Source organism: Vibrio artabrorum (genome assembly GCF_024347295.1).
Lineage (GTDB): Bacteria > Pseudomonadota > Gammaproteobacteria > Enterobacterales > Vibrionaceae > Vibrio > Vibrio artabrorum.
Window position 1 is genome coordinate 219728 of the sequence record NZ_AP025459.1, and the last position, 16038, is coordinate 235765.

The following is a 16038-nucleotide window of genomic DNA, read 5'->3' on the forward strand; positions in this document are numbered from 1 at the left end:
CCAATGACCCAAGAAAAATTCGATACCATTTATCAACGTGCGGCTCACCGTAAAGGTGGAGCGGCCGAGCTCGAAAAGATTGTTCGTGCGCCCCTTTCCCAAGCCGAGTTATCGCAAACCACCGACGACCGTTGGCTAGCCGCCTTTACCGAAAAGGTATTCCAGTGTGGTATTTCATGGAATGTGGTGAGAAAGAAGTGGCCGCAATTTGAAGAAGTGTTCTTTGAATTCGACATCGAAAAGATGCTTATGCTGCCGAACGAGATGTGGGAGCAGAAAGCGCAAGACCCGCGCATTATTCGTCACCTTACTAAGGTGATGACCATCCCTGCCAATGCCACTATGATTCATAATGCCAAGCGTGACGCTGATTCGTTCTCACAAATGGTTGCCGACTGGCCATCAGAACGCATCACAGAACTTTGGGATTACCTGAAAAAACACGGCAAGCGATTAGGTGGCAACACGGGCGCTTACACCTTGCGTCAAATGGGTAAAGACACCTTCATCTTGTCCTCGGATGTTGAAGCGCACCTGCGCAGTACAGAGGTCGTCGATAGCGGTCGTAACACTAAGCGAGCACAACTCGCGGCAAGTAAGGCTTTCAACGAATGGCAGCAACAGTCGGGGCGTAGCCTGAGCGAAATCAGCCAGATCGTGGCATACAGTTGTGGCGATAATCGCGTTTAATTGAATTGAATATGGCTTAAAGCTAAAGATTGCAGACCGTTCCCTGCAAACTGCATGTTATAAATCATTAACAAATCAGGGCGCATCGCACTTTCATCCGGTGGTATTGTATAGATAACACAGTACAAAGTTTGATATCCAAATCCAAGACGTAAGTGTCTTGCGCGTCTGTCGCATAGAAAGTATTGAACCCGTCCAGATTTGCTTTGCTTTTCAAGACCAGCTGTTAACTCAGCTGGTCTTTGTCTTTAATGCAAACAGGTAAAGTGGCTGTGTGCTTTTTATTTCATAAATAGACGCAAAACTTAGCTATAAAATGCGTATACGATAATAAAATGGAACACGAAACCGACCAACACAGGTACAGATGTCCGCTTAACCACATCAAAAGGGCTTAACTTCGCCCCGGTAGCTGAAGCAATGACAACCGCGGATACTGGAGACATCGCACGACCAATTGCGGACGCTTGTTGCATTGGCATTAACATTGCTGCCGTATTCGCTCCCATACTTGTTGCGATCGTTGGAATTAACTCAACAAACGCTAAGAATGGTGCATTACCTGACCCCATAATGACTGCCGCCATTAAAGTGACAACAGCAAAAACCAAAGTCATAGCGACACTTGGCAAACCAACCGATTGAGCAAGCATGATTAAGTTAGAAATCGCACCAGTCGCTTGAATACCATACGCAAAAACACCCGCAGCGACTAATAAAACGACGACGCTGCTAAACGCACTTCCCATCCCTTTCGAAAAGACTCCAAAGCCATCAAAAACAGCCTTTAAGCTTTTTTTCGTTATGCATTCGCACAGCATGGCGATAAACATAGAGACGAAGACTATCGTCGTTACGTCCATATTAATCGTTGAAACAACCAATTTAGAGAAAGCGATCGCCATCATTATAGGGAGTAGAGGCAACATAACATAATAGCTCGGCGCAGATCCTTCCACTTTTGACTCCGCCATTGCTGTCGCTTCAAACTGCTCGGGGTGTTTTTTGTCGACATGCGTTTGCCAAATAACATGCATAATACCAATAACGACCATTGTCGCTATGGATGTTGGCGCTTGATAATGAGAAACGTAACTCATTAAATCCATTCCTAGCGCCTCACTAGCACGGATAGCATCGACACCGGTTGGCGTAAAACTTACCGCCAATGAGCTAGCAATAACAGCCGCAGCACTACCACGAGAAAGCCCTAAACCCAACATAACAGGAAACAAAGTACCCATTAACAACACGCCTAATCCCGTTGCTGATGGAATCGCGAGCTGAAGGATACTCGCCATACAATAAGCGAAAAAGAGCATGATATTTTTGTTTTTAATGCGACTTAATGGTTTGGTGGCTAAACGAACGACAACATCATTCGCTCCTATATGGCTCATATAATCAGCAAAACCGACTAATGCCATGATCATTAAACCCAACGAACCAGCACGGTATCCCATTAAAAATTGAACGTATTTAAACGGCTCAAATCCTGAAAAGTTTGTTGATGCTACAGAAGCTGGTAGCATCGGTCCCCAGCCAAATATCCCTGTGGCAAAGATTAAACCTATTCCTGACATTAATAAGGTAGGCTCTGCTCGATACCCTTTTAAAATCATTCTGGCAACAATAACAACAATAATAAGAACTAATATTAACTGAGCCATATTTATAAACCTTCATGCTCTGTCAAGTTAATAATAATGCTCTTAACCACATTACTTGCCGCCACGAGTGATGGAACCGGCAAATATTCAAATATCGAATGGAAGTTGTGAGCACCAGTAAATATATTCGGACATGGTAACCCCTTTTCTGAAAGCACAGCCCCATCATAACCGCCACGCATAGGGATCACTTTTGGTTCTATACCATTCTCTTTATAGGCCGTCATTGCGAGATCAACAGGCAACATAGAATCTTTTAGATAATTGTGCACATTGCTATAACGATCCGTCAATTCAAGAACAGCTCTATTATTGTTCCTTTCATTGAATATTCTAACTTGTTCCGCAATAAAGGCTTTACGATACGCATAGCCTTCTTCCGTAAAGTCGCGAATATCCATATTAAGAACCGTTTTCGCTGAGTTACCTGCCAGTTTCTTCATCCAATAGTAACCTTCGCGCCCCTCAGTATGCTCTGGCGTTTCTTTTGCTGGAAATTGGGTCATAAATGAATTGGCCAACAGTAAAGAGTTGATCAAATTACCTTTTGAGTTCATAGGGTGCGCAGATTGTCCTGTGAATGTAACCACGGCATTACCTGCGTTCCAGTTTTCACAAACAAACTCACCAATTCCACAACAATCGAGTGTGTAAGCAAAATCGGCACCAAACTCATTCACATCAAATGCATTTGCTCCAAGAAGCCCTTGCTCTTCATCAGGAACAAAACCTACCTTTACCGTCCCGTGTTCGACGTCTTGATTTTCTTTAAAAAACTGCAACGCATTTAAAATAGCAGCGATAGCGGCTTTATCATCGGCACCGAGTAATGATTGCCCGTCACTCACGATGATTTCTTGCCCAATATAATTTGCGAGTTCAGGCTGTTCTGCTAAAGAGAGAATTGGGCCTGTCGATAATGGAATGTCTCCGCCCTGATAATGAACCACTTCTGCATGCGTGTCTTCAGTGCGTTCTGAGCTAGTATCAAGATGCCCAAAGAAAGCAACGGTTGGTAATTTTTTTTCAGAGTTAGAGGGTAAAGTAGCGGTCAGAATAGCGGTATCTCGAAGAACGATATCAACACAACCTAGCTCTTCTAATTGCTTTTTAACCAAACACGCTAATTCGTATTGTCCAGTGCTTGAAGGCATGATGCCTGCGGCACCGTTTGCTTGGTTTGTGGTTGTATTAATCTCTGTGTAACCTAAAAAGCGCTCCACTATATTCATTGCTTAAATCCAAGTTTTAATAAAACGAAGATATTACAATTTTTACCACTTGATTGAGTGACTATTATCTCAATAAACCTAATCTAAAAGTGATAATTTAACTTTCAAAAATAGCTATACCCAACTCGAGATTTTGAATGTTTAAATATTGTTTTTTATTTGAAAATAAAATGAATCAATTACTCAATGTATATTGTATTGAATTATTCGTGAATAAATAACTTACTGCCGAACAATCGATCAATAAATAAGCACTTCTCATACTGCCTTTTTATCTCTTAACCAGGCAACCCCCTTATATTTCAGCTGAGTTAATCATATTCGTTTCCATAGTAGCTCACTTACTGGTCAGTTTAATTCATCCAACTGAACGAGAATATTCCGTTCAATGCTGTGAAAAAATACAAGACTAATAACAATCTCCTGGAAAATAGGAGGGCGTTTGGCGCTAGACGATGAGTTGTCGAAAAACTACTCGAACGCACTCAACCATGTTTTCAAAAGTTGGTTGGTGTTCTTCTTCTGACTCGCAGACAATGATTTAACCAGTTTTTTCTGCATTTCGACATGTTCAGTTATCATTTGGTCAATCAGAATCAGCCCCTTTTGGGTTAACTGAACACTCACGCTGCGTCTGTCTTCTTTGCTGTGCTCACGACTGATCAACCCTTTCGCTGCTAGCTTATCAAGACGATTGGTCATCGCGCCAGAGGTCAGCATCATAGAGCCAATCAGTTCAGATGGCGTCAATCGGTAAGGTTTTCCAGACCGGCGCAACGTCGCCAGCACATCAAACTCACCCAGTTTCAGGTCGTATTTTTTATGAAGCACGGCAACTTCCGTCTCCATATACTTGGCAATACGCATAATCCGACCCATCATTGCCATCGGTTCAGTTTCTAGTTCGGGCTTTTCCTTTGCCCATTGCTCTACTACGCGGTCGATAGCATCCATTTGCAATCTCGCTCCGTTGTTAGTCTGATTACTTTAAACTAGTTTAACATAAAGATACTTTACAACCACTAGTGCTCAGTATACAGTTCACACAATAGTTATCTTAACGTAAAGATATTTCAGATGAACATATTATTAGCAATGATCCCCGCGTTTTTTTGGGGAACAACCTATGCAGTGACGCAATTTACGCTACATGAGTGGCCACCATTATTATTGGGTGCTTTGCGTGCGTTGCCTGCTGGCTTGTTATTGCTAGCGGTCAAGCCAACACTGCCTAAAAAAGGCGAATGGCTAACTATTTTCACACTGGGCTTTATCAATATCGCGACCTTCTTTAGCTTGATCTTTATGATGGCGCTAACCCTGCCTTCGGCAATCTCTGGCGTGGGTATGATCTCAGTGCCTGTATTCGCAATGATCTTCCACTGGCTAGTGAAAAAACAACGCCCACATTTGATTCAAGCACTGTCTGGTATTGGCTTGATCACCTTAGCGTGGTTCCTGTTCAACCCAAGTCAGATCGCACTCAACCCAATCGGTTTAAGCGCCATGTTTGCTGCGATCATGTGTATCGTTATCGGCAGCAGCATTACTAAGTCACTGGGTAATCGCATGCACTGGTGGAAGGTGTTAACGTGGCAACTGATTTTGGGCGGTACGATTTTATCTGTCGCGTCTGGCGTTCATGCATTTATCGACCCGCAGCCTTATGTTAACGCTGTGACGCATTTCGATACTCGTAATGCTATCGGACTCGTGTGGGTGATTGTGCTCAACACAGCGCTGGGTTACGGCATGTATGTGTGGTTACTGCAACGTATGTCTGTGGTTGATTTCACCTTTGGTGGTATCGCCAACCCAGTAGCCGGCATCGTGACAGGCATGGCGTTAATGGGCGAATCCTTTACCGCAATTCAGTATTCATTAATGGCAGGCATGATCGTGATGTCACTGCTACCGCAACTTATTCTAGCCATAAGACAGCCCAAAAAAAGTTGAGCCTGCTACGCAGTTGCTGGTGCAGTGTAGGAAATATCTATTCCAGAAACCCGTTTTGTGGCCTTTAGAAACAGAGCGGTCATGAACAATCAATCCCTAAGCCATTGATAGCTACCACTGGCTCCTCTTTGCTTCTCAAAAAAATTAGAATGTTGTTGCTTGAACTGGTCGGCTTTGAGTTTAGAAATGGGCCACTGAGTGAAGTCCTCTCGGAAATTGTGATTATTAAAACTAAATTCTACCGATTTTAATCTCTTATTAATCGCTCGATATATATAGCTTTCACCCGAGCTTTCACAGGTCATGAAGGAATGCGATATAGGCTGATGATTAAAAGAGATGAATATCGATTTATTCGATTTCGGTTCACAGGTCTCTTTATTCACAATATCAACTTCAAGCTTATTATCGAATGTCGTCAAAACAAAGATGACGATGTTTTCCTCTAAATACACTCGCCGAAGCAAAAGCTGTTTTGTGTCCTGAGTACGGGTAACTTGAAGACCATTCGAAAATGGCAAATAGTATTCCCAGAGCCAACTCCAGTCCAATCCCTTCTCTACAAAGTGTAATTGCTTAAAGCCTCTCCATAGGGCTGTGCTCCCAAGAGCGAAAGTAAAAATAGTTAAGATGAGAAAAATTCGGATTAATAATTTCATGGTATTGATCAACTCGCGGCCATACCGACTCTTTCATGCATGGCAGAGCGAGTGCAGCGTAAGCCTGTAAAGCCTAGATTTAAGTGTAAGCCTTCTTTTTCATAAAGCAGGCCTTTGATCGGTTCCTGTTAGGCTGGACTCGCCATTAACCCCAGTTTACTTTTCAACGTTAGCTGAAGTTAAATGCCAAAGAACACTGTGCCTTCTCGTCCGATTATAATCAACCCCAATCTATTCGAGGAACACCTGGCGTGTTATACCCAAATAGCCGTTTAGCGGGGCTGGGATATTTTGATGGTGTTGAACAACGGTAAACGGCTCTGGTTCAAGTTCAACGGTGAAGTCACTTTCTTCTTACCCCTATTTTGTCGCCTTCATACTCAACTTCAATAAATAATTGATAGCAAAAATAATAAATGTTTGAACTATTATCTCCTTATAAATAGACTATCGTATGCGCAACTAAATACAACGAAGTACTTATAGACAAGTTCAATATTGAACACTGTTGAGTTTAATTAAAAGTCTCTACAGACAAAAACTAAGGTACACCAATTAAAAGTTGCAAATCACTTGTTTAGTCAGAACAAATTACCGCATGTTGGCACATGGAGAGTACAAAATGAACGCACCATTAAAAAGATCTTTGGAGCATAATAAAACGCTTAACGACCCTCGTAATCGCACCGTATCCACAATAAATAGTACCGATGCTCTGGCGATGATTGAGCACGGCAGTGAGTTAACCTTAAACGTCTTGACTCCTGTTGGGACTAAGTTTCTCGCGACCACTAAATTTATTGGCACGCACAGCGATAATTGCATTGTGGTTGAGGTTCCTGAAGTATCCCATGAAGATCTAAACTTTTTCTTTCAAGAAGGTTTTTGGATGACCGTTCGCGCCTATTCTCTAAGAGGTGAAGGTGCACTTATCCATTTTAAATGTCAGATTTATCATAAAATTGGCGAACCGTTTCCTATTCTTGTACTTTCAACACCAAGTACGATGAAAGTGACTCAATTGCGTAAAGAAACACGCTATGAAGTGAACTTACCTTCAAGAATCATCTTCAACGATCAACGAACAGATTGTGAGATAAGAGACTTATCCAAAAGTGGTTGTCGCTTTGTCACATCCCCCACTTCTCGGGCGATTCAAATTGCGGAACGCGTCTCTATTGAAATCACGCCTCATAACTACAATGGTCCACTGATTCCACCACTGAAAGGCGTCGTCTGCAACCTACAAAAATCGACGCACTATGCTCGATACGGTGTAGAGTTCGACGACATTGGTCGAGCTAACGCCAAGCACTTACTGGCAAAACTAAAGTTCAATGGGACCAAGCTCTGCTTGAGAAACGCGTAAACGCGTTGAGACCTTAACCTCATCCCATACCGTGTACAGCACACTAAGAGGTAGGTAAAAGATCAATAAATAAAAAAGCCATCGACTCTACAATCGATGGCTTTTGCGTTGTATCTCTTTATCACTCTATTTACGCAAGGCGTTCAACTTGGCCTGAGCGATACCAAAAACCGTATCAATTGGGTAACTTCCCTCATCACTCGCCTCACCCGCAGCTTTGCCGGTAAACAGCTTAATCGCTTCAGTAACATGATCGATGGCCCAGATATGGAACTCACCCTTTTCAACCGCTTTAACGATATCACTGCGCAACATTAAGTTATGAATATTCGAGCGTGGAATGATGACTCCTTGCTCCTTTGAACGTCCTTTAATTTCACACACATCAAAGAAGCCTTCAATTTTCTCGTTCACACCACCGATGGGCTGAGACTCGCCAAACTGGTTCATTGATCCTGTAATTGCAATGTCTTGACGATTTGGCTGTTTGGAAAATGCAGACACTACCGCACAGAATTCAGCCATACTCGCACTGTCCCCATCAACCCCTCCATACGATTGCTCAAAGGTAATATGAGTAGTCAGTGGGACTTTTGCTGTCTTACCAAACACCGAAGAGAGATAAGCAGATAAGATCATCACACCTTTAGAGTGAATACTGCCTCCTAGGTCTACATTTCTTTCGATATCAATGACCTCACCATCACCATAAGCGGTGGTGGCAGTGATTCGGTTTGGCGCGCCAAACATGTGGTCCGTTGTACTGAGTACCGACAATGCATTGACTTGACCCACCGCCTGACCGTCCACATGGATCAGCGTTGTTCCATTGGTGAAAGTCTCCATAACACTGTCTTGTAATCGGCCGACACGCATCTGTTGATTAGACAGTGCTTGGTCAACATGGGTAGCACGAATCAGGTTCGATTTCGATCCTCTTGCTACATAGTTTGATTCACGCAGCAGATTCGCAATATGTGCCGAGTGTAGTGATAGTTTGCCTTGGTCTCCTGCTTGACGAGAGCTGTGCTCAATGATCCGAGCAATCGCTTTTCGGTCACAATGCAACATGTTGTTGTCGTGTATGATGCTTGAAATGAAGCGTGCATAATGCATTTCAGAATCCGCAGTACGCTTCATCTCATCTTCAAAATCAGCTGTCACACGGAACAGTTCAGCAAACTCTGCATCGTAATGCTGCAATAGTTGATAAGTACGATAATCACCAAACAGAATGATCTTCACATCTAATGGGATTGGCTCAGGATCGAGTGAAACAGCCCCAGTTAACGGGCTTTGTTGCGTAATTAAATTTAGAGATAGAGCCAACCCGTTTCGCTTGTTTCTTAGTCAATGCGACAAGTTTCAGGCATACCTAACCCAGTAAGCTTGTTCAACGCTTTTATCATCGCGTAAGTTTCACCCACCTGGGCATTGTAATTTCTTAAGCTCAGTTTCCCTCCTAGCAACTGTTTAACTCGATACATCGCTGTTTCTGAGAGTGAACGTTTGTGGTATCCATACCGCTCTTTCCAATACTTATTTGAGCCGTATAATTTCTGGCAACCCACGGCGAGATTTCGAGGGTGACCACGCTCCCAAAAGGCAGCCCCTTCTCTTGGGGGAATAAGCGCAATAGCTCCCTTAATCTTAATAGCAGCGTGACACGCTCTCGTGTCGTAAGCGCCATCACCAGACACCTTAAGGATACTTCGGCGTGTTTGTTTCAGTAAGTTCGGGAGTACTTCTCCATCTGTAACCGTCGATAAACTTAGCTCGGCGGCAATGATCTCATGAGTGTTGGTATCGACTGCAATATGCAGCTTTCGCCAGACTCTACGCTTGCCATCCGTCCCATGTTTTTTGACTTTCCATTCACCTTCGCCATAAACCTTAAGGCCAGTAGCATCAATAGCTAGGTGCTGTATCGCTCCTCTCGTTTTAGTCTTAAATGAAACCTCAACTTGCTTGGCTCTACGACTGATGCAGGTGTAATGCGGACAACTTAACGGTACATGGGCTAACCTAAATATCGAGTCGATAAATCCTTGCAGCGCTCTCAATGGCATAGAAAAAACTCGTTTGACCATGAGTGCTGTCGTGATAGCTAAATCACTGAACCGACGCGGCCTCCCGCGCTTATTCTGTTTGCTTTGCGCCCATCCGCTTATTGCTTCTTCATCAATCCAAAAGGTCAGAGAACCACGGTTAATGAGTGATTGGTTGTATTGCTTCCAGTTAGTTGTTTTGTAACGTGGTTTAGGCATAGGGCTACGAGATAGAGTGGACGTAGCTGCTCAGATCGTAGGTTCTTGATTTAGTTCCATTGAATTACGCAACAACGCCCAGTTAACGTCACCTCCTTCTCTAATGAAGTGAAACTCAACTGACGGGAACGTAATGCACGCTTCAAGCCTTCCCAAACATAGGGCTGTTCAAGCACTTTCACCGCATCCATTAACAATACACCGCCATTGGCTCGGTGTAAGCTACCTGCACGAATCAATGAGAAGTCCGTGAATACCGTTCCCTTGAACGTCGCCGTTTCTACATAGCCAAACAGAGAGTGATAATTTGGGTTCTCTTCAACCACAATCGGCAGAGACTGTTCTTTTTGGCTAACAATAACGTTCACCATATAACGACGGGGCATTTTCTTATCCAAAGAGGCGGTCGCAACTTCTGCCTGATCGGCGCTCTCTTCAAGGAAAATATCGGCATTATCAACAATATCCTTGCGCAGTGCAGTGAGGTATTTTTTTATCTCTGGATATTGGCTGTAATCCAACTTCAACTGCTTGATGAAGTGAGTAATCACATCTCGTGCCGTGTCATCATTCAGCTTTTGGATTTTCTCTGTGTAGGTCTCTTCAAGTTCCGTCAATTCACGAGAAATGGTTCGTAACCCCACTTCCAATGCATCGATGGTTTTATCGAACTGATCTTGCTCTTCAGCAGAGAGCAGATCAAAGCTCTCTTCGGTATGAAGCTCATCACCATTCATTGCGACAAACTGATAATCACCTTGTGTAGTAATCGTCAGGTTAATGCCTTTATCTTTTGCTTCTTGGCTAATCGTTTCCAATGCTGCTTGTTGCTTTGCAGCCAATTGATTTTTAAGCCTATCAGCACGGCTAAAGTACATCTCATTGTCGAATGCGAGCGGCATGGCTTTAAGCAATTTACGCATTAGCTTTTCAATATCTTGCTTTAAGCTACTGCCGACACCACTCGGTAACTTAAGCACCTTAGGTGTACGAATATCTTCAAAGTTCGCGATATAACACCAATCAAAAAGCTCCTCAACGTCTTGTGGGTGACGGTTAAGATAACGCAAAATCATGGTGCGCTTGCCTAAACCATTGCGCCCTATCGCATAAATGTTGTAACCCTTTTCCTTAATTGACATCGCGAACTCAACGGCTTTTTGTGCCCGCTCCTGTCCAACAATTTCATCAATTGGAGCCAGTTCTTTGGTCGACTTACAAGGCAGTTTCTCTAGGTCTGCTACCTGATACAGCTGTTCTGTATTGAGTCTTTGTATCGCCATCGCCGCCTCCTTAGCATTACTTGGGTATAGATAAAATCAGTGTAGATGTAATTACCTATAAATTTAGTGACTTACGCTGCACGGCTGCTCAACCGAACAAATAACACACAATTTAAGCCAATTATTCACAATAGAAAGTCATTTTCTTACCCATATAACGCATAATTAATTTCAATTTATACTTAATAAATATCTCTAAGGTTTTCTTGATCACTTTTTCTGTATTCAGCACAGCTCAAGTTTGATGCTGCAACTAGAATAAATTCAACGTGCCGATCACCTTTTGGGACAGCTTAAAACCACGCCAACGATGCCATCTTGATCTATGTTTCTTAAATTGATAAAGCGATAACATATTGGATCGGTCATTGTTAAAGTTAAGTGCTGATTAGATATGGTTAGTGATGCTAAAGGGTAAAGTGATGGAAGAATGAACTGCAAACAACACTTTCAATGCGCCGAAAAATGACGACACCAAGAAATGAATCGCAGCGTAATTCGACTTAGAAAATAAATCGAAAAAAAACACGACGTAAAGGGAACTAATCAAGATTAACCGCGTCTTATTAGTACATTCTGAATATTTATCGATACTCAAAATAATTGGAATTGCAGCTAGGCAACAAATAAGTTCAGCCCGATGAGCATAGGGGTTCTACCTGATTAGGGTGAACTAGGCAGTTAACAACGCTGCAGCTTCAAGTATGAAGAGTAGAATGGATTGCACTCTAGAATGGATATAGCAAAACTGGTTTGGCCGCCAAAAGAAAAATGTCGCATGGATGCGGCATTTTTCGTTTCTAGTGTATATGAAAAATCAACTCAGTGATTATAAAGGTTTGCTAAAACTGACGGACTTTAAACAGGGTTAGCTAGTAGTCGGGTCACAGTAGCAGAGCGGCTTCGCTCAACTCGTTTTTGGACAGAAATGAGTTGGGAGCTTTAGCCTGGATCTACCCTTCGCATAACTTTTGGTATTGTAAAATGCAGCACGGCACCAATTGATATGGTGCCACCCGCGCACAGAAATGGACATTTTCTTTCATCTTCTAACAGTGGTATCAGACCAGATTTATGGAGAACTTGGCTTTGTTGCATAATTCAGATAGCAAACCAACCAGCCTGAAATTGAATGATTATTAAACAGCATAGTGAGTGTCAGGCATACCAAGCCCTGTAAGTTCATTTAGCGCTTTGAACATGGCGTAAGTCTCACCAACCTGAGCGTTGTATTTTCTCAGGCTTAGTGTTCCTCCCAACAATTGTTTCACTTGATACATGGCTGCTTCGGAGAGCAAACGCTTGTGATAGCCATATCGCTTTTTCCACTTCTTATTGGATCCGTAGAGCTTTTGGCAACCTACAGCTAAGTTCCGAGGATGACCATCCTCTCAAAACGCCGCCCCCTCTCTTGGAGGGATGAGCGCAATGGATCGTTTTAGCCGTATGGTATCGTGACAATCCCTTGTGTCGTAAGCTCCATACCCAGATATATCAATGATTCTTCGGTGTTTCTGCTTGAGTAAGTTGGGCTCTGCATCAGTGACATTAGATTAGCTCAGTTCTGCGGCAATTACTTCGTGGATGCTGGTGTCTAGATATGCAGCTTTCTCCAAACTCTACGTTTCTCGTCGGTACTATGCTTTTTAACTTTCCATTCACCTTCTCCATAAACCTTGAGGTCTGTTGCATCAATCCAGAAGGTCACAGGAGCACGGTTGCTTAAGGCTTTATTGTACTGCTTCCAGTTAGTTGTTTTGTAATGAATTTTCGGCATGAGACTACAATGATTAACGGATATAACCGATCAGATCGTAATTTTCTGATTTAGCTCCATAGAATTACGCAACAAAGTCCGGGTGGGGGTCAAGATCAGAAATAACGCCTTCGGTGTTTAAAATTAGTAAACGATTTGTTTAATGCTAAACATATTCCTCTTATTAATTAGCAGGACTATTATGTGGGAAATTTTTACGGAGAATAATTTTGAAAAATAAAGTGTCTTTTATATTGGCATTATTAATATGTTTCTTATCTTTAGGTGGATTAATATCTACAGATATTTTTCTTCCTGCATTAAAAAGTATGGGTGAATTTTATGATGCAACTCCACAGGACATGCAAAGTTCTATAGCTATATTTTTACTTGGAATATCAATAGCGCAACTTATTTATGGACCAATTACAGATAGTCTTGGAAGAAAGAAAGTTCTGTTATTTGGATTATTAGTTTGGTTCCTTTCGACGGTTGGAGTCTATTTATCTCAAGATTTTCGGTCTTTAATGATATTAAGATTGCTACAAGGTATTGGGGCATGTGCGGGGATAACAATTAGTAGAGCTATAATCAGTGATTTACTTGATAAAGAGAGCGCAGGTCTTTTCTATTTAACAATATTTCCATTTGTTGGTATGTCACCTGCGATAGCTCCAATGATAGGAGGTGTTCTAAGTGATAATTTTGGATGGAAATCGTGCTTTCTATTTTTGACGATATTCATCTTTGTTACGATAATTCTTAGCTTATTTGTATTAAAGGAAACACTACCTAAAGAGAAAAGAATTCCATTTAACTTCAAGTCCCTATCACTAAATACTGTCAAGGTATTGAAGTTCGGCCCATTTTTATACTACTCGGCAATTCCGTGTTTTGCTTACGCAATATATTTTGCCTACATCGTTGAGTCGCCATTCATACTTACATCCCTAGGGTTAGGTGGCGAGTTGGTTGGATACTCATATTTTACTTTGTCTCTGACTTATGTTTTAGGAAATATTACAGCCAAAAAATTGGCAAAAAAACAAGGCGTAAACGCGACTATAGACCTTGGCTATAAGATATTTTTTATTGGTGGCCTTTTATTCGGATTGCAAACATACATCAGTCCATTTCCAGTTTTCACAAGTATTCTGACTATTTCTATTCTGACATTCGGTAATGGTTTCTTATTACCTCTAGGAACAGCTAGCGCAATCGGTTCAGTTCCTGATTTATCTGGTATTGCCTCTGGAATTATGGGATGTATGCAAATAGGAAGTGCAGCAGCCTCATCATACTTTATTGGGATTTTGTCAAACCACGATAATTTAAAAACAGGTGTGATAATCGCAATTTCATCTTTCATTGGAATTACAATTTATACACTTGGTAAAAAAGAAGAAAAGAAATTTAGCAGCGCAATTAATAAAGGTGTGCAAAATGAATAATTTACAAAATGTAGATGTGACGTTACGTGACGGCGGGTATTTAAATAATTTCAACTTTACCTTGGAATATGCTATCGAACATGTAAGAAATATGACGCTAAGTAACATAGAATGGATTGAAATTGGTTATAAAAATGGTTCATTTAAGCCAATTAATAACATTGGAATTACAGGTGTGTGTAGTAACCAATATGTATCAAAGATCCATCAAGCAGTACCAGAAGCAAACCTTTGTGTTATTTGTCATACCAAGAATATCTCAAAATCTGATATTACGCATCTCTTTGAAAATGGCGTTGGATTCTTAAGATTGTGTTTAAACATTGACACTTGTACTGATGAATATTTCCATCAAACATTAAGTTATGCTGAATATGCGAAAAGTCTTGGCATGTTGGTTAGTATTAATGCAGTTCGTGTAAGTCAGACCAAGCTGAATAAATTGATAAACCTTGTTTGGGCTGCAGAGAAATGTGGAGTAGATATCATATATCTTGCTGATTCCAATGGGAGCTTGACACCAAGACTTGTAAATAAATACATCTCTACACTCGCAAATACCAGCGATTCGATGAGAATAGGCTTTCATGCTCATGACAACATTAATATGGCTATGGCTAATAGCATTGAAGCGCACCTAGCCGGAGCTGAATTCATTGATAGCTCCATATCGGGAATGGGTAAAGGCTCTGGCAACTTAAACATTGAAAGTTGGATCAGTTATGTAACTAATAATTTAGGCTCCGACAAGTATCGACTTGGTCATTTATTCAAGCAATGCGACATCCTTAGCGCTCAATCTTTCTTTATAAAACCTGAGAGAAAAGTCTTAGACATGATTCTTGCCGTTAGTAACCTAAGTGTCGAATACAAGGAAAACCCACTATTCGCTAACATGGATGATGTCGATAAAGTACTTGAAGGGGCGCTAAGTTTAAGTGGGGGGATTCCTGCTTGAATTCAATTTCGTTTCCAGCCACCAGTATATTAGGACTAGATAAAAAAATTGCCGTCATATTGGCACCCGTAATGCCAGTATGGGACTGCGGCCAATTTTGTGAGCCATTGATATCCTTGCTTACTCGTCGTGGCTTCGACGTGACAGTTATTGATACGCTGTCAATCACAACCACCCCCGATTTAGGTGTTTCACTGCAGCAATTAAAGGGAGCTCTTAGCTTTATAACAAATGGCAGGCCATTTTTAATAGGTGGGGTGGCTCTGGGCGGAGCATTAGCGCAAAAACTTTCTTGTGAGCTACCTAATATTGATAGGGTGATTTCTATTTCTGGCCCGACATTTCCTAACCAGGAACTAGATACAAAACTCTCGACGCTAGTTGATAGTTTGGAAGCCAAAAATTTAGATGTTGCAATGAATCAATTGTACGACTGGTTACCTCCTAAAAACAGTTATGAACAGAGAGCTCCGAGAATCGATAAAAACGCGTTTAGTGATGCTATAAATAGGATGAAAGCTGGCTTCTCTATTCTTAGGCAAATCGACGCCAGAGAGTCCATTAAGGAATTTAAAGGTAAGACACTTTTAATGGTTGGTGAGCTCTCTCAGATGGTCAGTAAAGAAAACCTTTTAGAGAACTATCACAGTCCAACATACACCGCTTCAATTATTAGAAATGCCGGGATGCGTCCTTGGCAAGACAATGAGAAGCTATCCTATAAAACAGTCGAAAATTGGTTATAAA

11 protein-coding genes and 3 pseudogenes are annotated in these 16038 nt (G+C 41.7%); 6 read left to right on the forward strand and 8 right to left on the reverse strand.

The window, feature by feature from the left end:
• Positions 1-3: 3 nt before the first annotated feature.
• Complete coding sequence (locus tag OCU36_RS15145) at positions 4-690, forward strand: DNA-3-methyladenine glycosylase I (protein ID WP_261840377.1); 687 nt, start codon at positions 4-6, stop codon at positions 688-690.
• A gap of 305 nt (positions 691-995) precedes the next feature.
• Here OCU36_RS15145 and dcuC read toward each other — a convergent pair whose 3' ends face one another.
• The 3 genes from dcuC to OCU36_RS15160 form a co-directional block, all read right to left on the reverse strand.
• Complete coding sequence (gene dcuC / locus OCU36_RS15150) at positions 996-2360, reverse strand: C4-dicarboxylate transporter DcuC (protein ID WP_261840378.1); 1365 nt, start codon at positions 2358-2360, stop codon at positions 996-998.
• A 2-nt stretch (positions 2361-2362) separates the two neighbouring features.
• Positions 2363-3592, reverse strand: coding sequence for a peptidase T (gene pepT / locus OCU36_RS15155; protein WP_261840379.1), 1230 nt, complete (start codon positions 3590-3592; stop codon positions 2363-2365).
• Positions 3593-4063: 471 nt separating this feature from the next.
• Complete coding sequence (locus OCU36_RS15160; protein WP_261840380.1) at positions 4064-4546, reverse strand: MarR family winged helix-turn-helix transcriptional regulator; 483 nt, start codon at positions 4544-4546, stop codon at positions 4064-4066.
• Positions 4547-4669: 123 nt separating this feature from the next.
• Between OCU36_RS15160 and OCU36_RS15165 the strand changes: the two genes are divergently transcribed.
• Entirely contained in the window at positions 4670-5548 is an 879-nt protein-coding gene (locus OCU36_RS15165; protein WP_261840381.1) for a DMT family transporter, read from the forward strand.
• A gap of 89 nt (positions 5549-5637) precedes the next feature.
• Here OCU36_RS15165 and OCU36_RS15170 read toward each other — a convergent pair whose 3' ends face one another.
• Complete coding sequence (locus tag OCU36_RS15170) at positions 5638-6207, reverse strand: threonine transporter RhtB (protein WP_261840382.1); 570 nt, start codon at positions 6205-6207, stop codon at positions 5638-5640.
• A 622-nt stretch (positions 6208-6829) separates the two neighbouring features.
• On the opposite strand from OCU36_RS15170, the gene OCU36_RS15175 reads away from it, so the two are divergent.
• On the forward strand, positions 6830-7576 hold the full coding sequence (locus OCU36_RS15175; protein WP_261840383.1) for a flagellar brake protein: 747 nt from the start codon (positions 6830-6832) through the stop codon (positions 7574-7576).
• 126 nt (positions 7577-7702) lie between these two features.
• Here the strand turns inward: OCU36_RS15175 and OCU36_RS15180 are convergent.
• The 4 genes and pseudogenes from OCU36_RS15180 to OCU36_RS15195 all read right to left on the reverse strand — a co-directional run.
• A pseudogene (locus tag OCU36_RS15180) lies at positions 7703-8869 on the reverse strand (Lon protease family protein); the annotation flags it as partial.
• A gap of 53 nt (positions 8870-8922) precedes the next feature.
• Positions 8923-9843, reverse strand: coding sequence for an IS5 family transposase (locus tag OCU36_RS15185; protein ID WP_261837391.1), 921 nt, complete (start codon positions 9841-9843; stop codon positions 8923-8925).
• A 77-nt stretch (positions 9844-9920) separates the two neighbouring features.
• Positions 9921-11126, reverse strand: a pseudogene (locus tag OCU36_RS15190) (AAA family ATPase); the annotation flags it as partial.
• A gap of 1139 nt (positions 11127-12265) precedes the next feature.
• A pseudogene (locus tag OCU36_RS15195) lies at positions 12266-12903 on the reverse strand (IS5 family transposase).
• Between the two features lie 209 nt (positions 12904-13112).
• Here OCU36_RS15195 and OCU36_RS15200 point away from each other — a divergent pair.
• The 3 genes from OCU36_RS15200 to OCU36_RS15210 are packed head-to-tail and all read left to right on the forward strand — an operon-like array spanning position 13113 to position 16037.
• Positions 13113-14333, forward strand: a complete 1221-nt coding sequence (locus tag OCU36_RS15200) for a multidrug effflux MFS transporter (RefSeq protein WP_261840384.1) — start codon at positions 13113-13115, stop codon at positions 14331-14333.
• Positions 14326-15291, forward strand: a complete 966-nt coding sequence (locus tag OCU36_RS15205) for a beta/alpha barrel domain-containing protein (protein ID WP_261840385.1) — start codon at positions 14326-14328, stop codon at positions 15289-15291. Before OCU36_RS15200 ends, OCU36_RS15205 begins: the two co-directional genes overlap by 8 nt.
• Positions 15288-16037 carry a hypothetical protein gene (locus OCU36_RS15210; protein ID WP_261840386.1) on the forward strand — a complete coding sequence of 250 codons (750 nt, stop codon included), beginning with the start codon at positions 15288-15290 and terminating at the stop codon, positions 16035-16037. The genes OCU36_RS15205 and OCU36_RS15210 overlap by 4 nt, the downstream gene beginning before the upstream one ends.
• Position 16038 lies beyond the last annotated feature (1 nt).

Coding starts and splice junctions, on each gene's coding strand:
- OCU36_RS15165 (WP_261840381.1), top strand. CDS start 4,670: ATGAACATATTATTAGCAATGATCCCCGCGTTTTTTTGGGGAACAACC.
- OCU36_RS15145 (WP_261840377.1), top strand. CDS start 4: ATGACCCAAGAAAAATTCGATACCATTTATCAACGTGCGGCTCACCGT.
- OCU36_RS15205 (WP_261840385.1), top strand. CDS start 14,326: ATGAATAATTTACAAAATGTAGATGTGACGTTACGTGACGGCGGGTAT.
- OCU36_RS15160 (WP_261840380.1), bottom strand. CDS start 4,546: ATGGATGCTATCGACCGCGTAGTAGAGCAATGGGCAAAGGAAAAGCCC.
- OCU36_RS15175 (WP_261840383.1), top strand. CDS start 6,830: ATGAACGCACCATTAAAAAGATCTTTGGAGCATAATAAAACGCTTAAC.
- pepT (WP_261840379.1), bottom strand. CDS start 3,592: ATGAATATAGTGGAGCGCTTTTTAGGTTACACAGAGATTAATACAACC.
- dcuC (WP_261840378.1), bottom strand. CDS start 2,360: ATGGCTCAGTTAATATTAGTTCTTATTATTGTTGTTATTGTTGCCAGA.
- OCU36_RS15185 (WP_261837391.1), bottom strand. CDS start 9,843: ATGCCTAAACCACGTTACAAAACAACTAACTGGAAGCAATACAACCAA.
- OCU36_RS15170 (WP_261840382.1), bottom strand. CDS start 6,207: ATGAAATTATTAATCCGAATTTTTCTCATCTTAACTATTTTTACTTTC.